Source organism: Stenotrophomonas sp. SXG-1, from assembly GCF_014083965.1.
GTDB lineage: Bacteria > Pseudomonadota > Gammaproteobacteria > Xanthomonadales > Xanthomonadaceae > Stenotrophomonas > Stenotrophomonas geniculata.
This window is the reverse complement of the sequence record NZ_CP046588.1, coordinates 3,991,727-4,014,144: the sequence shown is the minus strand read 5'-3', so window position 1 is coordinate 4,014,144 and position 22,418 is coordinate 3,991,727. Positions and strand designations below refer to the sequence as shown.

20 protein-coding genes are annotated in these 22,418 nt (G+C 67.9%); 8 read left to right on the top strand and 12 right to left on the bottom strand.

What is annotated here, in order from left to right:
• Positions 1 to 228 precede the first annotated feature (228 nt).
• Entirely contained in the window at positions 229 to 1,593 is a 1,365-nt protein-coding gene (locus GOC52_RS18285; protein ID WP_010481157.1) for an MATE family efflux transporter, read from the top strand.
• 116 nt (positions 1,594 to 1,709) lie between these two features.
• Entirely contained in the window at positions 1,710 to 3,632 is a 1,923-nt protein-coding gene (gene sppA, locus GOC52_RS18280; RefSeq protein ID WP_019338929.1) for a signal peptide peptidase SppA, read from the top strand.
• A gap of 73 nt (positions 3,633 to 3,705) precedes the next feature.
• Here the strand turns inward: sppA and GOC52_RS18275 are convergent, their stop codons facing one another.
• Positions 3,706 to 3,918: a hypothetical protein gene (locus GOC52_RS18275; RefSeq protein ID WP_191850089.1), complete on the bottom strand. Its 213-nt coding sequence runs from the start codon at positions 3,916 to 3,918 to the stop codon at positions 3,706 to 3,708.
• A 111-nt stretch (positions 3,919 to 4,029) separates the two neighbouring features.
• Here GOC52_RS18275 and GOC52_RS18270 point away from each other — a divergent pair, with 111 nt between their 5' ends.
• Complete coding sequence (locus GOC52_RS18270) at positions 4,030 to 4,806, top strand: SDR family oxidoreductase (RefSeq protein WP_010481164.1); 777 nt, start codon at positions 4,030 to 4,032, stop codon at positions 4,804 to 4,806.
• Positions 4,807 to 4,921: 115 nt separating this feature from the next.
• Here GOC52_RS18270 and GOC52_RS18265 read toward each other — a convergent pair whose 3' ends face one another.
• From GOC52_RS18265 to GOC52_RS18225, 9 genes are all read right to left on the bottom strand, one after another.
• Complete coding sequence (locus tag GOC52_RS18265; protein WP_191850087.1) at positions 4,922 to 5,668, bottom strand: hypothetical protein; 747 nt, start codon at positions 5,666 to 5,668, stop codon at positions 4,922 to 4,924.
• Positions 5,669 to 5,703: 35 nt separating this feature from the next.
• Positions 5,704 to 6,387 carry a DUF4124 domain-containing protein gene (locus GOC52_RS18260; RefSeq protein ID WP_049413061.1) on the bottom strand — a complete coding sequence of 228 codons (684 nt, stop codon included), beginning with the start codon at positions 6,385 to 6,387 and terminating at the stop codon, positions 5,704 to 5,706.
• 43 nt (positions 6,388 to 6,430) lie between these two features.
• Positions 6,431 to 7,021, bottom strand: a complete 591-nt coding sequence (locus GOC52_RS18255) for a Sua5/YciO/YrdC/YwlC family protein (protein ID WP_019338925.1) — start codon at positions 7,019 to 7,021, stop codon at positions 6,431 to 6,433.
• Between the two features lie 97 nt (positions 7,022 to 7,118).
• The gene (locus tag GOC52_RS18250) at positions 7,119 to 9,605 is read right to left on the bottom strand and encodes a DNA topoisomerase I (RefSeq protein WP_191850085.1); all 2,487 of its coding nucleotides are present in this window, start codon (positions 9,603 to 9,605) and stop codon (positions 7,119 to 7,121) included.
• Between the two features lie 193 nt (positions 9,606 to 9,798).
• The gene (locus tag GOC52_RS18245; protein WP_010481172.1) at positions 9,799 to 10,731 is read right to left on the bottom strand and encodes an RDD family protein; all 933 of its coding nucleotides are present in this window, start codon (positions 10,729 to 10,731) and stop codon (positions 9,799 to 9,801) included.
• A gap of 49 nt (positions 10,732 to 10,780) precedes the next feature.
• Positions 10,781 to 11,539: a pilin gene (locus GOC52_RS18240; RefSeq protein WP_019338922.1), complete on the bottom strand. Its 759-nt coding sequence runs from the start codon at positions 11,537 to 11,539 to the stop codon at positions 10,781 to 10,783.
• Positions 11,540 to 11,578: 39 nt separating this feature from the next.
• Positions 11,579 to 12,052 (bottom strand): DUF494 family protein, encoded by a 474-nt coding sequence (locus tag GOC52_RS18235; RefSeq protein WP_005411195.1) that lies wholly within the window; start codon positions 12,050 to 12,052, stop codon positions 11,579 to 11,581.
• A 43-nt stretch (positions 12,053 to 12,095) separates the two neighbouring features.
• Positions 12,096 to 13,223 carry a DNA-processing protein DprA gene (dprA, locus tag GOC52_RS18230; RefSeq protein WP_049413065.1) on the bottom strand — a complete coding sequence of 376 codons (1,128 nt, stop codon included), beginning with the start codon at positions 13,221 to 13,223 and terminating at the stop codon, positions 12,096 to 12,098.
• A gap of 166 nt (positions 13,224 to 13,389) precedes the next feature.
• The gene (locus GOC52_RS18225; protein WP_043397503.1) at positions 13,390 to 14,523 is read right to left on the bottom strand and encodes a LysM peptidoglycan-binding domain-containing protein; all 1,134 of its coding nucleotides are present in this window, start codon (positions 14,521 to 14,523) and stop codon (positions 13,390 to 13,392) included.
• Positions 14,524 to 14,649: 126 nt separating this feature from the next.
• Between GOC52_RS18225 and def the strand changes: the two genes are divergently transcribed.
• The 4 genes from def (at position 14,650) to GOC52_RS18205 (ending at position 19,286) form a co-directional block, all read left to right on the top strand.
• Positions 14,650 to 15,162 (top strand): peptide deformylase, encoded by a 513-nt coding sequence (def, locus tag GOC52_RS18220; RefSeq protein ID WP_010481177.1) that lies wholly within the window; start codon positions 14,650 to 14,652, stop codon positions 15,160 to 15,162.
• Positions 15,163 to 15,282: 120 nt separating this feature from the next.
• Entirely contained in the window at positions 15,283 to 16,206 is a 924-nt protein-coding gene (gene fmt / locus GOC52_RS18215) for a methionyl-tRNA formyltransferase (protein ID WP_191850083.1), read from the top strand.
• Positions 16,207 to 16,209: 3 nt separating this feature from the next.
• Entirely contained in the window at positions 16,210 to 17,541 is a 1,332-nt protein-coding gene (rsmB, locus tag GOC52_RS18210) for a 16S rRNA (cytosine(967)-C(5))-methyltransferase RsmB (RefSeq protein ID WP_010481181.1), read from the top strand.
• A 23-nt stretch (positions 17,542 to 17,564) separates the two neighbouring features.
• Positions 17,565 to 19,286, top strand: a complete 1,722-nt coding sequence (locus tag GOC52_RS18205) for an ArnT family glycosyltransferase (RefSeq protein ID WP_010481182.1) — start codon at positions 17,565 to 17,567, stop codon at positions 19,284 to 19,286.
• A gap of 18 nt (positions 19,287 to 19,304) precedes the next feature.
• Here the strand turns inward: GOC52_RS18205 and GOC52_RS18200 are convergent, their stop codons facing one another.
• Both GOC52_RS18200 and GOC52_RS18195 read right to left on the bottom strand, forming a co-directional pair.
• Positions 19,305 to 20,426 carry a glycosyltransferase family 4 protein gene (locus GOC52_RS18200; RefSeq protein ID WP_191850081.1) on the bottom strand — a complete coding sequence of 374 codons (1,122 nt, stop codon included), beginning with the start codon at positions 20,424 to 20,426 and terminating at the stop codon, positions 19,305 to 19,307.
• Positions 20,427 to 20,469: 43 nt separating this feature from the next.
• Entirely contained in the window at positions 20,470 to 21,288 is an 819-nt protein-coding gene (locus GOC52_RS18195) for a glycosyltransferase family 2 protein (RefSeq protein ID WP_100446813.1), read from the bottom strand.
• On the opposite strand from GOC52_RS18195, the gene GOC52_RS18190 reads away from it, so the two are divergent.
• Positions 21,287 to 22,345, top strand: coding sequence for a CDP-glycerol glycerophosphotransferase family protein (locus GOC52_RS18190; protein ID WP_043397515.1), 1,059 nt, complete (start codon positions 21,287 to 21,289; stop codon positions 22,343 to 22,345). The two genes, GOC52_RS18195 and GOC52_RS18190, sit on opposite strands and share 2 nt — an antisense overlap.
• The last annotated feature ends 73 nt before the right edge of the window (positions 22,346 to 22,418 follow it).

Genomic DNA, 22,418 nt, shown 5'->3' with positions numbered 1-22,418 from the left:
GGACGGAGGGGATTAAGTCGTGTTCGGCACAGTCGGGCTGGAAACGACTTAATCCCCTCCGTCCCCTTTCCTGTTCGTAACGCGATCGCAACGCGTGATGCTGGGGCCTGCCGGAACCCAGCATTCACGCCATGTCATGGGAATGCGCGCGCTGCACGCGTAAGATGACCGGCCGCAACCCGGTGCCTGTGCCCTTCGCGCGCAACCGCAGTTCGCGTCAAGCACCTTATGTCTACTGCAACCTCCACGCCGCGCTTCAGCAAGGAAGTCGGCGCCACCGGTCTGCTCGCCCTGCCGCTTGTGCTCGGGCATGTATCCACCGGTCTGATCTCCTTCGTCGACAACGTCATTGCCGGCCACCACGCCACCGCGACCCTGGCCGCGGTGACCATCGGCACGGCGCTGTTGTGGCTGCCGATGCTGATCCCGATCGGCACCCTGATCTCGCTCACGGCCTCGGTGTCGCAGCTGCATGGCGCCGGCCGCGAGCGCGAGATCGGCCCGCTGTTCCGCCAGGCACTGTGGCTGGCGTTGGGCCTGGGCCTGATCATGTTCACCTTCCTCACCGTGGTGCCGCCGCTGCTGCCGGCCTTCGGCATCGCGCCGGACATCGTGCCGGGCGCCACCGCGTTCCTGCATGCGGTGCGTTGGGGCGGCCCGGCGCTGACCCTGTATTTCTGCATGCGCTATCTGAGCGAGGGCATGCACTGGACGTTGCCGACCATGCTGCTCGGCTTCGGCGGCCTGCTGGTGCTGGCGCCGATGGGCTACGTGCTGGCCAACGGCAAGCTGGGCTTCCCGGAAATGGGTGCCGAGGGCCTGGGCATCGCCTCGGCGGTGATGATGTGGCTGCAGGCGATCGCCTTCGCCACCTACCTGTGGTTCACCAAGCGCTTCGCCCACCTGCAGCTGTTCTCGCACTTCGAAGGGCCGCGCTGGAAGGCGATCTGGGATCTGCTGCGCACCGGCCTGCCGATCGGCATCACCGTGCTGATGGAGGGCGGCCTGTTCATCGTCACCGCGCTGCTGATCGGCCGCCTCGGTGCCAATGAAGCGGCCGCGCACCAGATCGCGATCAACGTGGCGCAGCTGTGCTTCATGATCCCGATGGGCGTGGCCGAAGCCACCACCGTGCGGGTCGGCCATGCAGTCGGCCGTGGCGATGGCTTCGGCGTGCGCCGTGCGGCGTGGGCTGGCTACGCGATCATCATGGGCACGCAGACGTTGTCGGCGGCGGTGCTGCTGTTCGGCCACGATGCCATCGTCGGTGTCTACACCAACGACCTGGCGGTGGCCGGCCTGGCCTCCACCCTGCTGCTGTACGCGGCCACCTTCCAGTTCCCGGATGGCATCCAGGTACTGTCCGCCGGCGCACTGCGCGGCCTGAAGGACACCCGCGTGCCGATGTTCATCGCCATGTTCGCGTACTGGGGCCTGGGCATGCCGCTCGGCGCCGGGCTCGGCCTGGGGCTGGGCATGGGCCCGCAGGGCATGTGGATCGGCCTGATCGTCGGCCTGACCGCCGCCGCCATCCTGATGGGCTGGCGCCTGCGGCGCAGCAGCCTGCGCATCGGCCAGTCCGTACTGTCCTGATTTGCCCCGCCCGCCGCGATGACCCGTGGCGGGCGATCCCCTGACTTGTGTCCGATGCCGCATCACGCGGCACCGGCTATGCTGGCACCACGGCAAGAAGCCATCCGGAGCGTTCCATGAATCAACCCGTGCCCCCGTTGCCCCCGGCGCGTCGCAACCCCGTCGCCAGTTTCTTCATCGGGCTGTGGGACGTCATGAACTTCACCCGCCGGTTGATCCTCAACCTGGTGTTCTTCGGCCTGCTGTTCCTGCTGCTGGTGATGTTCGTCATCGCTGCCGGCATGGGCGCCGGTGCCAGCAAATCGCTGCAGGACCGCACCACCCTGGTGATCGCGCCGGAAGGCCGCCTGGTCGAGCAGTTCAGCGCTGATCCGGTCAGCCGTGCGCTGGCCAAGGCGGTGGGCGACAACGGTGCCGAAGAGATCCAGCTGCGCGACCTGCTGCGGGTGATCGAGTCGGCCAAGGAAGACAAGAAGATCGAACGCGTGGTGCTGGAGCTGGACAAGCTGCAGCCGTCGGGCTTCGCCTCGCTGCGTGAAGTCGCCGCCGCACTGCAGGACCTGCGCGCCTCCGGCAAGCAGCTGGTGGCTTACAGCGAGAGCATGGGCCAGTCGCAGTACCTGCTGGCCGCGCAGGCCGACGAGGTCTACCTGGATCCGATGGGGTCGGTGGTGCTCGAGGGCCTGGGCCGCTACCGGCAGTATTTCCGCTCCGGCCTGCAGGACAAGCTCGGCGTGGACGTGCACCTGTTCAAGGTGGGCGAGTACAAGTCCGCGGCCGAGCCGTACGTGCTCGATGCTGCGTCGCCGGCCTCCAAGGAAGCCGACCTGTTCTGGATGAACGACGTGTGGCAGCGCTACCTGGGCGACATTGCCAAGGCCCGTCGCCTGGACCCGGCACAGCTGGCCGCCGGCATCGACACGCTGCCGGAAGGCATCGCCGCTGCCGGTGGTGACCTGGCCAAGTTCGCCCTGCAGCAGAAGCTGGTGACTTCACTGAAGACCCGCGAGGAATTCGAGGATCTGATGATCGAGCGCGGCGTGGCCGACGACGATGCCGACGGTGGTTTCCGCAACGTCGACTTCGGCACCTACCTGGGACAGCTCGATGCGCGCCGCAACCCGGTCGACAACCGTCCGCAGGTGGCGGTGGTGGTGGCCGCCGGCGAAATCAGCGGCGGCGATCTCCCGGCCGGCCGCATCGGTGGCGAATCGACCTCGGCGCTGCTGCGTGCCGCGCGTGATGATGAGAACGTGAAGTCCGTGGTGCTGCGTGTCAATTCGCCGGGTGGTGAAGTGTTCGCCTCCGAGCAGATCCGCCGTGAAGTGGTGGCCCTGCAGGCCGCCGGCAAGCCGGTGGTGGTGTCGATGGGCGACCTGGCCGCCTCCGGTGGCTACTGGATCAGCATGAACGCCGATCGCATCTATGCCGATCCGTCGACCATCACCGGTTCGATCGGCATCTTCGGCATGGTGCCGAACTTCAGCCGCGCGCTGGACAAGATCGGCGTGCACACCGATGGTGTCGGCACCACCCGTTTCGCCGGGGCGTTCGATGTCACCCGCCCGATGGATCCGGCTGTGGGCCAGGTCATCCAGTCGGTGATCAACAAGGGTTACGCCGACTTCACCGGTCGCGTCGCCGACGCCCGCAAGAAGCCGGTCGAGGCCGTCGACGAAGTGGCCCGTGGCCGCGTGTGGAGCGGTGCGCAGGCAAAGGAACGTGGCCTGGTCGATGCCTTCGGTGGCTTGAAGGATGCCGTGGCCGATGCCGCCAGCCGCGCCAAGCTGGGCAAGGCCGATGCCTATCGCGTGCGTTACATCGAGAAGGCGGCAACGCCGTTCGCGCAGTTCGTCAGCGGTTTCGCCGGCAGCCGTGCCGGTGCCTGGATGCTGTCCGACTCGGGCATGGCGCGGATGGTGCTGGCGCGCACGATGCCGGAAGTGGATACGCAGCTGCGCTTTGTCGAGAACGCGGCCCGCGAGAAGGGCAACGGCACGCCGGTGAAGGCGTTGGCGTACTGCTTCTGCGGGTTCTGACCGGAAGCCATCCACGCATGGCCTGGATCTACTGGGAACGCCCGGCCTTGGCCGGGCGTTTTCATTTGCGGGGTTACTGCGTGGCGTCAGCCTCGGCCTTGCGCTCGCTCGCAGCGGCGTCATCGACGGTTTTCTGCACGCGCTTGGCGCGGTCCAGTGGCTGCTGGATTGCGCGGGCCATGGCCTGCGGTTCCGGCGGCTTCTCCGGGTTCGGTGTGGGCGGGCGCTGGCAGGCGGACAGCAGCACGGTGGCCAGCAGGGACGTGGACAGGACCAGGGTGCGCATGGCGGCACTCCGTGATGGGCGTGCGGGCAGTGTCGCATCCTCGGCAGGGGGCGGCCGTGAGCGCGTATCCTTGCCGCATCGAAACACAGCGGGCGCGGCCCCGGAGAGCACATGACCCAGCAACGGTGGCGCCTGGACGGCCAGACCGCCCTGATCACCGGCGCCAGCGCCGGCATCGGCCTTGCCATCGCGCATGAACTGGCCGGCTTCGGCGCCGATCTGATGATCGTCGGCCGTGATATCGACATGCTGGAGACGGCGCGTGACGAACTGCTGGACGTGTATCCGCAGATGCAGGTGCATGCACTGGCTGCCGATGTCTCCGACGACGAGGACCGCCGCCAGATCCTGGACTGGGTGGAGGACCACAGCGATGGCCTGCACATCCTGGTCAACAACGCCGGCGGCAACGTCACCAAGGCGGCCACCGAGTATTCCGAGGATGAATGGCGGAAGATCTTCGAGACCAACCTGTTCTCGGCATTCGAGCTGTCGCGCTACGCGCATCCGTTGCTGGCCCGCCACGCGTCGTCGTCCATCGTCAACGTCGGCAGCGTGTCCGGCCTGACCCATGTGCGCAGCGGCGTGGTCTACGGCATGACCAAGGCGGCGATGCACCAGATGACCCGCAACCTGGCCGTCGAGTGGGCCGAGGATGGCATCCGGGTCAACGCGGTGGCGCCGTGGTACATCCGCACGCGGCGCACGTCCGGGCCGTTGGCGGACCCGGACTACTACGAGGAAGTGATCAACCGCACGCCCATGCGCCGCATCGGCGAGCCGGAGGAAGTGGCTGCAGCCGTGGGCTTCCTGTGCCTGCCGGCGGCCAGCTATGTCACCGGCGAGTGCATCGCGGTGGATGGTGGATTCCTGCGCTACGGGTTCTGATCGCTCTGCTGTAGAGCCGAGCCCTTGCTCGGCTGCACTCCGCCAACGGCAGCCGAGCATGGCTCGGCTCTACAACAGATCCACCCCATGGGCAGGTGCGGCCATGCCGCCGCTGTCACCCCGGTACCGGGCAGTTGCTGGCTTCGAGCACGTCCTGCAGCCGCTTGCGTTCACCGCGCGCGGTATCGCGGTTCTCCGGCGCGGCAAAGCGCTCACGGCCGCGGGCATCGCGGAAGCGCTGCTGCCAACCACCGCAGCGCTGCGCTTCGGGAAGCGCTTCGCAGTGGTCGCGCACCACTTCACAGCTGGCGGCATTCACCGGCGTCACTCCACCAAGGCCCTGTACCGTCATCAGCTCGCAGCGGCCGGGCGCGGCCTCGTACTCGTACAGGTAGCCGCCGCCCTGGCTGTCGGTGCACTGGAAGATCGGAGGAAGGGGCGGCTTCGGTGGACCATCACTTGCGGCGGCGCGGGCCTCGGCATCGCGCCGCAGCGTCGCGCTGTCGAGGATCTGGTCGTCTCCTTCGTGTTCGACCATGCCTGCTTCCATGATCGTGCGTCCTTCATCCGCGCGTCGCGGTTTCGCTGGGGCCGCAGGGGCAACCGCCGCTCCGGCCGGCACGCGCGCGGGTGTTTCGACAGGGGCGGGTGCAGGTTCGGCCGCCACAGGTGCAGCGGCGGCCGGCTGCGAGTTGGCCGGGTCGGGTATGCGCAGCACCTGCTGCTTGCTGCCGGTGGGGCACGGCGTGCGCTGCAGGGTAGGGACGTCACTGCTGCTGGAGGTACAGCGGTAGATCACGCCCTCTTCGGCCAACGCGCTTCCAGGCAGCAGCACCAGAAGCAGCCAGATCACTCGGTTCATGCGCACAGCGTACAGGCTGCGACGGCCTGCTGCGCTCAGCGTTCGCAATCGCGCGACAGGCGCGCATCGATGCCGCGCTGTTCGTTGCTGATGGCGGTGCGTTCACTCTGCAGTGCGCTGTTGTAACGGCGATCCAGCTCCCAGCGGCGGTCACTCAGTCGCGCGCAGACTTCCTGCGGCGGCAACGCATGGCAGCTGTCGCGAACCAGCACGCTGCCGGCCGGTACCTGCACGCCCATGCCGATCGAGGGAGGGCGATAACCCGCGCCTTCGCCGATCGGCGTGCCGATGGCCGGGCGCGGACCCGGGTAGGCCGGGCCCCGATGGCCGTGTGGCAGCCAGACACTGGTCCACAGCGGCACCCAGCGCGGATTGCCTTCGTTGTTGTCGCTGGTATAGCGGCGTCCATCCTCGCTCACGCATTCGTACATCGGTTGCGGCGGCTGGATGTAGACGTGGCGGACTTCGCGCTCGCGGATGACCGGGGGTTCGCTGGGCGGCGGAGGCGTGGCATCACTGCGTACCACCCGTGGAGCGGGATCGCGCGGGCGCTGCAGGTCGCGTACCTGCTGGCGGCCGCTGTTGCAGGGCGTGTCCTGCAGGGCAACGGCGCCGTTGCTGGCAACGCAGCGGTACACCCGCACGTCCTCGGCCCCGGCGGCGGACGCCGTCCACGGCAGCAGCAGGCACAGGCTGAAGGTGGCGCGCAGCAGGCTCATGGCGGCAGCGTGCGTGATTGTCCGCGGCAGTGCAATCGGCAGCTCAGGAGCGCAGCACGTTGCCGCTGAGCGCGTCGCGTATGGGGGTGGGTTGGGCCAGGCCACCGGTCTGTCCGTCAAGGATGCCGTCGAGCAGGCGCAGCAGGCGCGGATCCAGCTCTTCGCGGCTGCGCGCCGGTGGTTCGCCGGCCAGATTGGCGCTGGTGGAGACCAGCGGGCCACCCCAGGCGCGGCAGAGTTCGGCCACCAGCGGGTGTGCGCTGATGCGCACCGCAATCCCGCTGTGTTCGCCGGTGACCCAGGGCTGCGCGCGCGGGCCGGCGGGCAGGATCCAGGTGTTGGCGCCGGGCCAGCTGGCCAGTACTGCGCGCTGGCGGGCGTCGGGCAGCGCCTGCAGGCGCACCCAGCCTTCCAGCTGCGCCAGCTCGGCCGCGACCAGGATCATGCCTTTTTCGATCGGGCGCTGCTTCAGCCGCAGCACCATGTGCACCGCAGCTTCGTGCGAGGGATCACAGCCCAGGCCCCAGACCGCTTCGGTCGGGTAGGCGATCACGCCGCCCGCGCGGAGCGTGGCGACAGCAGAGTCCAGGGTGAGTTCTTTCATGGCGGCGACCGGCCCGGCGTGGGCCTTCATTATCCCCCGGCTGCGTGCAGAAGGGGTGGTCGGCGCGGACGGTAGGTGCGGACCGCTGGTCCGCACACCTTGCCCCTCATCCACGCATGGCGTGGATCTACTTCTTTGCAGCGGCCTTCTTCGCCGGGGCCTTCTTGGCGGCGGCCTTCTTTACCGCTTTCTTGGCCGGGGCCTTCTTGGCAGGCGCTTTCTTTGCAGCGGCCTTCTTTGGCGCGGCTTCCTTCTTCACCGCTGCTTTCTTGGCCGGGGCCTTCTTCGCGGCGGCCTTCTTGGCGCCAAAGCCCTTGCGCACCGGCTTGCCGGTTTCTTCCATCAGCTGCTGCACTTCGGCCAGGGTCAGCGATGCCGGCTCGCGATCCTTGGGGATCTTGCCGTTCATCTTGCCGTCGCTGATGTACGGGCCGAAACGGCCGTTCAGCACCTGGATGTCGCTGCCGTCGAATTCCTTGATGATCCGGTTGCGCGCGATCTCTTCCTTCTCTTCGATCAGGAACACGGCGCGGGCCAGGTCGATGGTGTACGGGTCGTCTTCCTTCTTCAGCGAGGCATAGGTGCTGCCGCGCTTGGCAAACGGGCCGAAGCGGCCGATGCCGACGCTGACCGGCTCGCCCTTGTCCTCACCCAGCGCGCGCGGCATCAGGAACAGCTCCAGCGCGTCTTCCAGGGAGATGGTGTGCATCGACTGGCCGGGGCGCAGCGAGGCGAACTTGGGCTTTTCTTCGGCATCTTCGGCGGTGCTGCCGATGGCGGCGTACGGCCCGAAGCGGCCCAGGCGTACGCTGACCGGCTTGCCGGTCTTCGGGTCGGTGCCGAGCTCGCGCGCGCCACTGGCCTCGGCACGGTCGACCGATTCCTTCTTGTCTTCCACCAGCTCCTTGAACGGCTCCCAGAAGCGGGCCATCAGCGGGATCCACTCTTCTTCGCCACGCGAGACGGCGTCGAGCTCGTCTTCGAGCTTGGCGGTGAAGTCGTAGTCCACGTACCGGGTGAAGTGGCTGGACAGGAACTTGGACACTGCGCGGCCGACGTCGGACGGGCGGAAGCTGCGGCCTTCCATTTCCACGTACTTGCGGAACAGCAGGGTCTGGATGATCGAAGCGTAGGTCGAGGGACGGCCGATGCCGTACTCTTCCAGCGCCTTCACCAGCGCCGCTTCGGTGTAGCGCGGCGGCGGCTGGGTGAAATGCTGTTCGGCCTGGATGCGTTCCAGCGGCACGCGGTCGCCTGGCTTCATCGCCGGCAGCTTGCGGCCTTCGTCCTCGTCCTCGGCGCTCTTGTTGTCCTTGCCTTCTTCGTACACGGCCAGGAAGCCGGGCACCACCACGGTGGTACCGCTGGCACGGAACACGTGCTCGCTGCCGGCCGACAGGTCGACGCTGACGGTATTGAGCGTGGCCGGGATCATCTGGCAGGCGACGGCGCGCTTCCAGATCAGTTCGTACAGGCGGCGCTCGTCGTCGGTGAGGAAGCGTGCGACCTGGGCCGGCGTGCGCAGCGCCGAGGTCGGGCGCACCGCTTCGTGCGCTTCCTGGGCGTTCTTGGACTTGGTCTGGTAGGTGTTCGGCTGGTCCGGCAGCGAGGCGATGCCGTAGTCGCGGGCGATCACATCGCGGATCTCGGCCAGCGCGTCCTGCGACAGGTTCACCGAGTCGGTACGCATGTACGAGATCAGGCCGACGGTGCCTTCGTCGCCGATGGCCACGCCTTCATACAGCTTCTGCGCCACCTGCATGGTCTTGCGGGTGGTGAAGCCGAGCTTGCGTGAGGCTTCCTGCTGCAGGGTGGAGGTGGTGAACGGCGGCGCCGGGCGGCGCTTGCGCTCCTTGCTGGCCACATCGGTGACATGCAGCGAGCCCTGCGCGGCCTGCTGGATGCGCATGCGCGCTGCTTCAGCGGTGTCGCCATCGGTGATGGTGAACTGCTCGAACTTCTGCCCGTCCAGCTTGACCAGCTTGGCGTTGAAGTGCTGCGAGGGGTGCGCGCACTCGGCGGCGATCGACCAGTACTCGCGGGCGATGAAGGCTTCGATCTCTTCCTCGCGCTCGACGATCATGCGCAGCGCCGGGCTCTGCACGCGGCCTGCCGACAGGCCGCGCTGGACCTTGCGCCACAGCACCGGCGACAGGTTGAAGCCGACCAGGTAGTCCAGCGCGCGGCGCGCCTGTTGGGCATCGACCAGGTCGCTGGCGATCTCGCGCGGCTGGCTGATGGCTTCCTTGATCGCGCGCGGCGTGATCTCGGTGAAGACCACGCGCTGCATCGGCTTGTCCTTGACCAGCCCGCGTTCCTTCAGGATTTCGGCGATGTGCCAGCTGATCGCCTCACCCTCGCGATCCGGGTCGGTGGCCAGCAGGATGTCGTCGGCGCCCTTGGCGGCCTTGGCGATCGCATCGACGTGCTTCTCGTTCTTGTCGATCACGTCGTAGTGCATGGCGAACCCGTTGTCCGGGTCGACCGCGCCTTCCTTCGGGATCAGGTCGCGCACGTGCCCATACGAGGCCAGGACCGTGTAGTCCTTGCCGAGGTATTTGTTGATCGTCTTGGCCTTGGCCGGCGATTCGACGATGAGCAGGTGCTTGGGCATGTCAGGAAAGGTCTGTGGGCGGACCGGGGGAGAGGGGCCGCTAGGGTGGAGCAAACGGCCGCATTAGTGAAGCGGCCACGGGCAAATCCATAAACTGAACGCCCGGTAATGTGCCGGGCGTTCAGGTTTCACCTTATTAGAGGAATCACGCCCGGCCAGCCCATGTCAAGCAGCCAGGCGTGAGGATGGCCGTTCATGAGGCCATCTTGGCGATGAAGCCGACCGCGAACACCAGCAGGACCACGCCCGCCAGCGACAGCAGGCCGGTCAGCACGAGCACCAGCACGGTCACCGTGCCCAGCTCGCGGCGCTGCAGCTGCGGCTGGTCGGTGTAGGCCCAGCGGTCGACCACCAGGGTGTCGCAGATCATGTCGTGCAGGCCCTGCTTGCGCTCGGTGAAGGCCGCCATCAGGAAACCGATGCCGAGGGTGAAGCTGCTCAGCAGCATGGCCCAGTAGCGGCCAAATGCGCGCGCCTTGGTCAGGCGCTCGCCGTTGCCACGCACGACCTTGATGCCGACCGCCATCTTGCCCAGCGTGGCGCCGCCCTGCGAGGCGTGGAACCAGGTGTAGTAGGCCATGCCGATGCAGAGGTTGATCAGGGCACTGGCCAGCTGCGCCACGATCTCGATGGCCGATTCGCCACTGCCCACCGCGCCCATGCTGGCGCCGAGGATCGCACCGAGGATGGCACCGATGATGCTGCCGGGGATGACCAGCACGAAGTAGTCGATCATGTAGGCCGCCACGCGCTTCCAGAAGCCTGCGTAGACCACTTCACCGCCAACCACCGGCTGTGCGTGGCCACCGCCGCCGGCGGCGGCTGGAGCGCTGTATGGCGAGCTGCTGAGTGCGCCGGTGCCGGGCAGCGGGGCGCTGCCGTTGTCGATGGCGGCATAGTCGCCACGCAGGTCGAAGCCGCCGCTGCTGGTGGCCGTGCTGGCATCGGCCAGCGTCTGCAGGCCGAGCTCGTCGACCACCTGGCGCAGTGCAGCCCACTGGGCCATGCCCTCGCGCCAGACCAGTGTGTCCAGGTTGAGCTGGCCACGCTGGAAGCGCTGGCGGATCTCCTGGACCGGCAGCGGGCCCTGGCGTTGCTGTCCTTCGGCGTAGTACCACTCAGTCATTGCATGTTCCCTGTTGAATCATCCTTGGAGGTGCTGGCGTGCGCGTGGCTCAGCCGCGGCACGACGGCGGCAGGTACTTGTCGTTGCTTTCGCCACTGCATTCCCAGCGGCCGCTGTCGCGATCGTATTCCAGCCACAGCAGGTCGCCATCGAGGCTCTTGCCGGGCAGCGCCAGGGTGGCTTCGATGCCACAGTGGCCATTGTTGAAGCGACCGATGTTCACCGCCGACAGCCCTGCATGGGCGAAGTCACCCGGGGCCGGGAAGCCGGCGTCGTTGGCACCGGGGCAACGGCCTTCGTCATCGGCGAAATGCTGCACCTGGTCCTTCAACGGCTGCAGTGCGGTCACTGCGCCGGCGACCTTGGCGCGCACGGTGTAGTCGTTGTAGGCAGGCAGCGCGATGGCGGCCAGGATGGCCACGATCGGTACCAGCACCAGCAGCAGGCCGCCGCCGATGATGGCGGTCAGTGCGCAACCGGACAGCTTCTTCTTCGGCGCCGGCAGGGCGGTGGCCGATGCACTGGTGGTGTAGGGGGTGGACGGCGGCAGTACCGGCGGCTGCGGCGGAGGCGGTGCCACCGGTTCCGGTTCGGGCTCGGGTTCCACGGGTGGCGTGGCAGCGTCCAGCGCCGGCACGATCAGGCCGAGTTCGTCGACCACGGTGCGCAACGGCTGCCATTGCGGCAGGCCGTCGCGCCAGACCAGGGTGTCCAGGGAGATCTGGTTGTTGCGGAACAACTCGACCAACTGTTCCGCTGGCAGCGGACCCTGCTGCCGGTTGCCTTCTGCATGGAACCACTCGCTCACGGGGACGCTCCTGAATGCGCTATGCCCCCAAGTGTACGGTCAGTGCAGGGGTTCTGGCTCGTCCATGAACATCTGCGTCTCCATCCAGGCATACGCCGCCTCGGAGCCGGGCTGGTTGAACAGCACCATCAGTACGACCCATTTCAGGTCGTCCAGGTCCAGTTCGTCCTGGTCCAGGGCCATCGCCCGGTCCAGCACCAGCTCGCGCTGGTCGGCGTCGAGGATGCCGTGCTGTTCCAGGTACAGCAGGAAACCACGGCATTCCACGTCCAGCTTGTCCAGCTCGGGGCCGTGGTAGACGCGCACGGGGCCATCGACCCGTGCCTGGGCCACGCTCGGCCGCTGCGCGGCCAGGGCATCGAGCCAGTCGAATGCCTTGTTGATCTCGGTTGGGCTGAAACCGGCCTGGATCAGGCCGTTCTGGAGCGAATCGCGGTCACGGATCAGGTCCGCATCTTCGCTGAAATAGTGTTCAAACAGGTACAGCAGTACGTCCAGGATGCTCTCTTTCATTGCCCCTCGGCCTGCGTCGCGCGACGCTGTGGAGGTGAAGAAACTAGGGAGTTCGACAGTAGCGGCCGTGTACGCACACCACGATTCCCGCCAGTTCCATGGCCAGCAGCATGGAGGACACCTGGGGCGCCGTCAATCCACAGCGCGTGATCAGTGAATCCATACTGCTTGGGTTGTGGTCCAGGGCCCGCCACAAGCACTGGTAGTCAGGGTCGTCGGCCCAGCGCGCCGGCAGGAGTACCGGCGGTGCCTGTTCAGTGGGGGTGGCCAACCGTGATTGCAAGCCCGGCAGCTGCTGGCGGAGGGCGGGGGCCAGCAGTTCCAGGACCTCCTCCGGGCGCTCGACCAATGCAGCACCCTCACGGATCAGCCGATGGCAGCCCGCCGCGCGTGGATTGAGCACCGAGCCGGGCAGGGCGCAGACCTCGCGGCCGGCCTCGGCGGCCAGGCGTGCGGTGATCAGGGCGCCGGAGCGCTGGGCGGCCTCGACCACCACCGTCGCCAGTGCCAGCCCGGCCACCAGCCGGTTGCGGGCGGGAAAGTGGCCGGGGCGTGCCGGCGTGCCTGGCAGGTACTCGCTGAGCACCGCGCCTTCGGTAGCGATCCGGGCCTGCAGGCGGGCGTGGCTGTCCGGGTAGGCCCGGTCCGGGCCGGTGCCGATGACCGCCACGGTGCAACCACCGGCGTCGAGTGTCGCCTGGTGGGCGGCGGCGTCGATGCCCGCCGCCAGGCCGCTGGTCACCGTCAGTCCGGCTTCGACGAAACAGCCGGCAAAGCGGGCTGCCAGCGCGCGTCCGCCCGGCGTTGGCGAGCGGCTGCCGACCAGCGCCACCGACGGGCGCCAGGCCAGGCTGGGGTCACCGGCGATGAACAGCGCAAGGGGTGGGTTGGGAACATCCAGCAGGGCCGGGGGGAATGCCGGATCGGTGAAGGCCAGCAGGTGCTGGTTGTCGTCTTCCAGCCAGCGCCGTGCCACGGCCGAGGCACGGGCGTCCGGGCGTTCCAGTGCGGCGCACTGCTCTGGCGTGCAGCCGTGCGCGCGCCAGTTCGCGGTGCCCTGCGCGATCGCGATTTCCGCATTGCCTGCGGCCTCCAGCAGCGCCCGACGTGGTGCCAGCGCGCCGCCTGCCATCAACAGGCGCAGCAGCGCCTCGTCAGTTGGGTTGGTCATCCCCCCACTATCGAGCGCATACAACAAAGGCGCCCTAGGGCGCCTTCGCATGTGGCTGTCAGACTTTGCCGGAGACCGCCCCTGTAGAGTCGACTGTCAGTCGACTACCGCGCGCAGCGCGGGCGCTTTCGGGGGGCGGTGAAGAGCAGTCGACTAACAGTCGACTCTACCGCGCATCCGGGTGCAGTGCGTTGTATCCCACGCGCACCGGCTTCACGCCCTGCATCACCAGCGCGTAGCTGACGTTGTCGAAGGTACGGAACACCATGGCGTGCGCGGCATATTCGTCCGGCAGCGAGACCCGGCCTGCGCCGGTGCTGAGCGAATCGTCCATGCGCGACGAGGTCGGGTACTTCATGCGGTGCGCCACGTGGCGGCCTGGGCGCCACAACGAGAACACGGTGCCGTTGTCCACGCCCTGCGCGCGGCCTGCCGAGATCGCGATCACATCGCGCGGGCCGGCGGCGGTGAACATGTCGGTGACGGCCAGCACGCGCACGTCGACGCCCTCCACACCGGCGGCCGGGACATGGGGAATGAACTGCAGGTCGTACGGCTTGGCCTCGACCGGGACCAGGCGGTCGCCGGCACGCACCTCGCGGCCGCCCTCGTTCTTGTCCAGCACCAGGGTGGACGCCTCGACCTTGCCGCCGGCGACATGGGTGATGGTGCCGGTGGCGACCTGGGCCAGCTCATAGCCGAGCACGCCGCGGCGGTGGTTGGGGGCGTTGTAGGCCCGCCACAGGTTGCCGCTGCCCGGGGTGACGTCGCCGTTGGCGGTCAGGTCCTCGGTCGGCTTGGGCTGGGCATAGCGCACGGTCGGGCGGACCACGGCCCAGCGCTGGCCCAGCTGGGCGTCAGCCAGGCGTACGTACACCGCGCTGCCGCTGGTGACGCGCAGGCGTTCTTCCTCCAGGCCGGCCACGTAGGGCAGTTGCTCGATGCTGTCGACCACGCTCAGCTGCTTCAGGAACGGCTCGACCTGGGCCAGCGGAATGGCATCGATCGGGGCTTCCTGGCGCGGGCCGGGCTTGGCAGCGACGGTCACCCGGTCCAGATAGGCCAGGCTGAGCACGTCACCGGGATAGATCAGGTGCGGATTGGCGATCTGCGGATTGGCCTGCCAGATCTCCGGCCACAGCCACGGCTTCTGCAGGAAACGTGCGGCGATATCCCACAACGTATCCCCTTTTCGGACCACATAGGTGTCCGGGTGCCCGCCATTCACTTCCACGGCGGTAGCATAGGCAGCCACGGTCAGCATCGCCGCGGCGACGACCGTACGAAAACGAAGCAACATAGGTGTGAAGCCCTGATTCCCCAACAGGTTCGCGCACTATAGTCCAGAAACCGGGGCGCAAGGCAAGCGTTGGAGCTAGAATCTGCGACGTATGCCGGCGTGCCGGCCCCCTATCCGGAAACAGCCATGGCCCTTCTCCCCATTCTCGAGTTCCCCGATCCGCGCCTGCGTACCAAGGCTGCGTTGATCGAAGCCGCCGAAGTCACCACGCCGGCCTTCCAGGAACTGATCGACAACATGTTCCTGACCATGTACGACGCCCCGGGCATCGGCCTGGCCGCCACCCAGGTGGACGTGCACAAGCGCTTCATGGTCATCGACGTCAGCGAAGAAAAGAATGAACCGCATGTGTTCATCAACCCGGAAATCGTCGCCAAGGACGGGGGCCGGGTGTACCAGGAAGGCTGCCTGTCGGTTCCGGGCATCTTCGCTGACGTCACCCGTGCCGATACCATCACCGTGAAGTACCTGGACCGCAACGGCCAGGAACAGCAGATGGAAGCCGGCGAAGTGCTGGCCACCTGCATCCAGCATGAGATGGATCACCTGGACGGCAAGCTGTTCATCGACTATCTGTCGCCGCTCAAGCGCGAGATGGTGCGCAAGAAGCTGGCCAAGCAGCGCAAGCACGTGGCGTGATCGCCAATCCGGGCCACCCTTCGGGTGGCCCGCGCCTGCGCGGCACGCGCGGGCTGTACGGCGCCGGCCGACGGCGCCGTTTTCTTTCCTGCACGAATCCATCCTGCAAGTGGGGTAGCCATGAGGATTGTCTTTGCCGGTACGCCGGAATTCGCGGTGTCATCGCTGCGCGCGGCTGCGCGCCATCATGAGGTCGTGGCCGTCTACACCCAGCCTGATCGTCCGGCCGGCCGTGGCCGTGGCCTGGCGCCGTCGCCGGTCAAGCTGGAAGCCGTGGCCCGTGGCATTCCGGTCTACCAGCCGGAGTCGCTGAAGGACGCGGCCGCCCAGCAGCAGCTGCGCGACCTGCAGCCGGATCTGATGGTGGTAGTGGCCTATGGCCTGATCCTGCCCAAGGCGGTGCTGGCCATTCCGACCCACGGCTGCTGGAACGTGCATGCCTCGCTGCTGCCGCGCTGGCGCGGTGCCGCGCCGATCCAGCGCGCGATCCAGGCCGGCGACGCCAAGACCGGCGTCTGCCTGATGCAGATGGAGGCCGGCCTGGATACCGGCCCGGTGCTGCTGCACCAGGAACTGCCGATCGCGGCCACCGATACCGGTGGCCAGCTGCATGACAAGCTGGCCGAGCTGGGCGCACAGGTGCTGTCCGATGGCCTGGGCCTGCTGCGTGCCGGCATCAAGCCGATCGCGCGGCCGCAGCCGGGGCAGGGCGTGACCTACGCGCACAAGCTGGACAAGGCCGAAGCGAAGCTGGATTGGGCGCAGGACGCCGGCGCGCTGGCGCGTACCGTGCGCGCGTTCAATCCGTGGCCGATCGCCGAGGCGACGCTGGCCGGTGAACGCGTGCGCATCCATGGTGCGGTGGCGCTGGAGGCGGACCACGGCCAGGCACCGGGCACCGTACTGGCGGCCAGCCGCGATGGCATCGACATCGCCTGTGGCCAGGGCGCGCTGCGCCTGCGCGTGCTGCAGCGGGAAGGTGGCAAGGCGATTACTGCGGCCGACTACCTCAACGCCCGCCGCGATCTGCGCGTGGGGGCATAAGCGGTGTCGAAGCAGAACGATTTCTCCGTCGCCAAGGCGGCGCCGGGCGCGGCCACGCGCATGCTGGCCGCACGTGTGCTGGCACAGGTGTTCACCCGTGGCCGTTCGCTGAAGGCCGAGCTGGCCTGGGCGCTGCCGAAGCTGGCCGACAGTCGCGACCGCGCGCTGCTGGAAGCCCTGTGTTTTGCCGTCCTGCGTCGTCGCAGCACCTATGACGCGGCGCTGCAGTCGTGGATGCAGAAGCCGCTGTCGGCGCGTGATGCCGACCTGCGCACGCTGCTGATGGTCGGGTTCGCCCAGCTGGACGTGCTCGAGCTGCCGGCGCACGCGGCGCTGTCGGCCACGGTCGATGCCGCGCGTGCACTGGGCCGTGAGCGCCAGGCAGGCCTGGTCAATGCGATCCTGCGCCGCGCGCAGCGCGAAGGTTTCCCGGAACAGCCCGCGCGCGATGCCTTCCCGGAATGGCTGGCCGATGCTGTGGAACGCGATTGGCCGGCGCAGGCCGACGCGATCTTCAGCGCCAGCCTGCAACCGGCGCCACTGTGGTTGCGCGCCAACCGCCAGCAGGGCGGCCGTGACAAGGCACTGGCAGCGCTGGCCGAAGCCGGCATCGCCGCGGAAGCCAGTCCGCTCAGCGCCGACGCGTTGCGCCTGGCCTCTCCGGTTGCCGTGAATCAGCTGCCCGGCTTCGCCGAGGGCGCGATCTCGGTGCAGGACCTGTCGGCGCAGTGTGCGGCCGATGCGCTGGCCCCGGTGGCCGGTGCCCGCGTGCTGGACGCCTGCGCGGCACCCGGCGGCAAGTCGGCGCACCTGCTGGAGCGCGACCCCAGCCTGCGCCTGCTGGCGCTGGATATCGACGCGCGCCGTCTGGCCCGCGCACGCGATACCTACACCCGCACCGGCGTGGGCGAACATGCGCAGACCCTGGCTGCCGATGCCAGTGATCCCGGTGCCTGGTGGGATGGCGTGCCGTTCGACGCGATCCTGCTGGATGCGCCGTGCTCGGCGACTGGCGTGATCCGCCGCCAGCCGGATGTGATGTTCCACCGTCGCGCTGAAGATATCGATGCACTGGTTGGCGTGCAGGCGCGCCTGCTGGAAGCCTGCTGGTCGATGCTGCGCCCGGGTGGCGTGCTGCTGTATGCCACCTGTTCGATCCTGCGCGCCGAGAACATCGATCAGGTGCGCGCGTTCCTGAAGTGGCATCCGGATGCCGTTGCGCAGCCACTGGGCGATGCGTTCGGCGTGGATTGCGAAGGGGTGGCACGCCAGCGGCTGCCGGGTGAAAACGATGCTGACGGTTTCTTCTACGCGCGTCTGTTAAAAGCAGCCTGACCCCCGCTGCCGTTTCGAGTCCCATGCTGAAAACCCACGCGTCGCGCCAGACGTGGTTGTTGGTGGTGATGGCCCTGCTGGTGCTGGGGGCCGGCCTGGGCCTCCGTGATCCGTGGCCATCGGATGAGCCACGTTTCGCGCTGGTGGCCAAGCAGATGGTCGACAGCGGTTACTGGTTGTTCCCGCATCGCGGCCCCGAACTGTATTCGGACAAGCCGCCGATGCTGATGTGGTGGCAGGCCGCGCTGTACAGCCTGGTCGGCCACTGGCGGGTGGCGTTCCTGCTGCCCTCGCTGCTGGCCGCGCTGGGCACGCTGTGGTGCGTGGTCGATCTCGGCCGCCGCCTGTGGACGCGGCAGGTGGGGCTGTACGCGGGTTGGGCACTGCTGTTCGCGCTGCACTTCACCTTCCAGGCGAAGAAGGCGCAGATCGATCCGCTGGTGGTGCTGTTCATCACCCTGGCCAACTACGGCCTGCTGCGCCATCTGCTGCTGGGCCCGGCCTGGCGCTGGTGGTGGATGGGCTGGTTCTTCGCCGGCATCGGGGTGATCACCAAGGGCGTAGGCGTGCTGGCGCTGATGATGATCGTGCCGGCCGCAGTCGCATCCATGCTGCATTGGCCGCGGGTGAGCCTGCACGTGCGTGACCTGCGCTTCTGGCTGGCACCGCTGGCCTTCCTGCTGGCGGTGTCGTTGTGGCTGGTGCCGATGCTGCTGGCCGGCCTGGCCACCGGCTCGGAGCCGTATCGCGCCTACATGGACGACATCCTGTTCCGGCAGACCGCACGGCGCTATACGCAGTCCTGGGACCATCACCAGCCGTGGTGGTACTTCCTGGCGATCATGCCGTCGATGTGGATCCCCGCGTTCCTGCTGCTGCCGTGGGCGCTTCCGGCCTGGTTCCGGCGGCTGCGCCGGCGCGATGCGCGCTACCTGCTGCCGTTGGCCTGGTGGCTGCTGGTCGTGCTGTTCTTCTCCATTCCGCACGGCAAGCGCGACGTCTACATCCTGCCGGCATTGCCGATGTTCTGCCTGGCGTTGGCGCCGTTGCTGCCGGGGCTGCTGAGGCGGCGCGATGTGCAGCGTGTGCTGGGCGCATTCACCGCGTTGCTGGCACTGGCGCTGGGCCTGGTCGGTGCGCTGGCGCTGCTGGGTGATCCGGATTTCGAAGTGCGCCTTACCCATGGCCGCGGGTTGCTTCCCGGTGCCACCGATGCGCTGGCCTGGGCGGCGCTGGCGATGGCGGCCTGGTCGGCCTTGAGCCTGTGGGTGTGCGGGCGCCGGCGCAGGCACGTTGCCCTGGTCGCTACTCTGGCCGGGGTCTGGGTGCTGTACAGCCTGGTCGGCTATCCGGTGTTGAACGATTCCAGCTCGGCCCGTGGCCTGATGCGCGAGGTCAGCGCACGCATCGGCCCGCAGGCCGAGCTGGGACTGGTGGCATGGAAAGAGCAGAACCTGCTGATGGCCGATCGTCCTGCGGCCACCTTTGGATTCGAAGCGCGTTGGCATCAACAGCTGCAGGCAGCCGTGCGCTGGCAGCGGCTGGTTCCGCAGCACCGCTGGCTGCTGGTGAACGAAGATGCGATGCAGGCCTGCATTGATCGTGCGCAGGCCGAAATGGCGGGCATTTCCAATCGTCGCCGCTGGTGGCTGGTGCCTGCCGACGCGGTCGCCGGCACCTGCCGGCCGTCGGCGGCGGAACTCGAGCACGAGCGCCGCCTGCAGGGGCCCAGCATCACCGATTGAGCGTTCGGGCAACCTGGCTCAGGGGCTGGCCAGGGCGGCGTGGTAGCTGGCCAGCGTGGCGTCGGCGAATGTCTGCAGGCCGAACTCCCGCTGTGCATGGCGGCGTGCTGCCCGGCCATGTTCCGGCAGCGCATTGCGCTGTGCGTACAGCGCCTGCACCTGTGCGGCGATGGCGTCGATGTCGCGGGTGGCAACGACCCAGCCATCGACGCCTTGTTCGATGTTTTCCGGCAGGCCCGCGTAATCGCTGACCAGCATCGGCTTGGCGCTGGCCATCATCTCGCGGCAGGCGAAGGAGATCGTCTCGACGTCATGGGACAGCACGAAGCCAGCATCGCCGGCCGCGATCAGTACGCGGGTATCGGCCAGCAGGCCGGTGAAGTGCACCTGCGCGGCCACCTCGCCCAGCGCCTGCACCTGTTCGCGCTGCTGCGCGGTGGGCAGGTGGCCGGCCACGGCCATGTGCACGTGCGGGCGTACCGCATCGGGCAGCCGCGCGATGGCCTGGGCCAGGTCGATCCAGCCCTTGTAATCGTCGGTGCCGGCATTGCTGACCAGCACCAGCGCCTGTGGATCCTGCGTCCATTGCTGGCGCAGCGCGCTGCCGGTGCCGGCCGGCTGTGGCGAGTAGCGCTCCAGGTCCACGCCGTTGCGGACCACGTCGATCGGGCAGCGACGGTATGGGCCCTGTTCCAGCAGGCGCTTGGTGTCGGCCGAGACTGCGATCAGCCGATCGGTGGCCCAGCGCGCGCGCAGCACATTGCCGAAGGTATCGGTGGGTTTGCTGTTGTGCTTGGTCAGCACGATCGGCGGGCGGCGCATGCCAAGCAGCCCCTGCATCACGAAGCGGTGGTCGCGCGCACCGTTGACGTGGATCAGGTCGATGCCTTCATCGCGCACCAGCCTGCGCAGCGCACGCTGTTCGGCCAGCTGCCGGGGCAGCGTTGGCAGGCCGCTGCCGAACGCAATCGGCAGTGTGCGGGCAAGGCCTTCATCGGCCATGGTCCGCAGCAGCCGGCTGTCGGCCGGCGCGGCGACATGGAGCGTATGCTGGCCGTGCAACGCACGCGCCAACGAGACGATGTACGTGGTGTGGCCGCCACCGTCGCCATAGTGGAAGTTGGTGTACAGGATTTTCATGGGGGATCTTCAGGCAACGCCCGCGAAGTGTGACACAGCGTGGTCACGGCCGGTCCGCGGAAGGCGCCGGGTCGGCCACCGCCTGTCCATTGCCCAGCATCCACAGCATGATGGTCTTCTGCCGCACGTAGTTGGCGCGTACGTAGGCGTAGACCAGGCCATGCCAGCCATCGCGGAAGCCGCCACGGAACAGGAAGCCGCGCCAGAACCGCCAGGCCGGCGCCAGTACCAGCTTGCCCAGGGTGGCCCGCTTGCCCCGTGCGAACTCGTGCTCGGCCATCATCCGCGCATACTTCTCGGTCTTGGCCAGCTGCTGCTGCAATGACCGGTACGGATAGTGGATCAGGTCGCCGCGCAGCGTACCGACGCTGCCGTCGACGCTGGCCGCCTCGTGGATCTCGCGCTTGCCGCGCCAGCCGCCCTGGCGGCGGTCGAACAGCCGCATCACCCGGTCCGGATAGGCGTTGCCGTGGCGCAGGAACCTGCCGAAATACTCCGAGAGGCGGGCGAATCGGTAGCCGGCGTGGCCGCTGAAGCCGCCGTCGCGGGCCTGTTCGATGGCCGCGCGCAGTTCCGGGCTGATCCGTTCATCGGCATCCAGGCACAGCACCCAGTCATGGCTGGCCTGCTCGACGCAGAACGCCTTCTGGCTGCGGAAACCCTCGAACCGGCGCTGCAGCACGCGGGCACCGGCGGCCTCGGCGATGGCTACGGTGGCGTCAGTGGACTGCGAGTCCACCACCACGATCTCATCGCAGAAGGCCAGCGAGGCCAGGCAGTCGCCGATGCGCCCGGCCTCGTTGAACGCGATAATGCACGCCGAGATGCAAGGCCGTTCGATGGGAGCGGTCGTGGAGGACATGATGGCCGGGTACCTGTTGTTTGCGACGGAGCGCTATGCGCTGCCTATTCTCGCCCCGTTGGCGCAGGCCTTGCACGCGTCCGGGCAGGAGGTAGCAGCCTGGTTCGAGGATGGCGCGGCCGGCAGCAGCCTGCCGGGGGTGCCCAACCTGGGCCTGAAGCAGGCCCTGGCAATGCGTCCGCGGGCGGTATTCAGTGCGGCCAACTGGGTGCCGACGTTCCTTTCGGGGGCCAAGGTGCAGCTGTTCCATGGCTTCAACGTGGAAAAGCGCGACAGTGCGCGCGGCCACTTCCGGGTGCGCGGCATGTTCGACCTGTACTGCACGCAGGGGCCGGCCACCACTGCGCCGTTCCGTGAGATCGCTGCCCTGCAGGGCCATTTCGCGGTGGCAGAGACCGGCTGGCCGAAGCTGGACCCGCTGTTCCGCGATGACGGTGGCGAGAGCGCCGCGTTGCGTGCTCCGGCCGGCGAGCGCCCGGTGATCCTGTTCGGCTCGACCTTCACTGAACGGTTGAGCGCGGCCCCGCACCTGCACGCGCAGATCGCCGCCGATATCGCTGCTGGTGATCACTACTGGCTGCTGACCCTGCACCCGAAGTGCCCGCCGGAACTGTTCGAACGCTACCGCGCGCTGGCCGGTGCCAATGCCCGCTTCATCGAGCCCGAGCAGGTGATGGCCGCGCAGCGCGCCGCCGATGTACTGGTATCGGATACCTCGTCGATCGTTTCGGAGTTCATTGTCCAGCACAAGCCGGTGGTGACCTTCCGCAACCGCGTGCCCAAGCCGCACATGATCGACTTCGATGATCCTGCGCAGCTGCAGGCGATGCTGCAGCGCGCGCTGCACCCGGACGCGGCGCTGCAGGCGGAAATCGTGCGCTACGCCGATGCCATCCACCCGTACCGCGATGGCCTGTCCAGCGAGCGCGTGATCGCGGCCACCGAGGATTTCCTGTCGGGTGAAATGGGCGCGCTGCGGCGCAAGCCGTTCGGCAGCTGGGTGCGCGATCTGCAGATCCGCAAGGACCTGGGCTATTGGGGCCCCTCGCAGCGGTAACGGGGGTGATGTAGCGCCGAGCCCATGCTCGGCTGCGTCAAGCCGAGCATGGGCTCGGCGCTACAGTAGATCC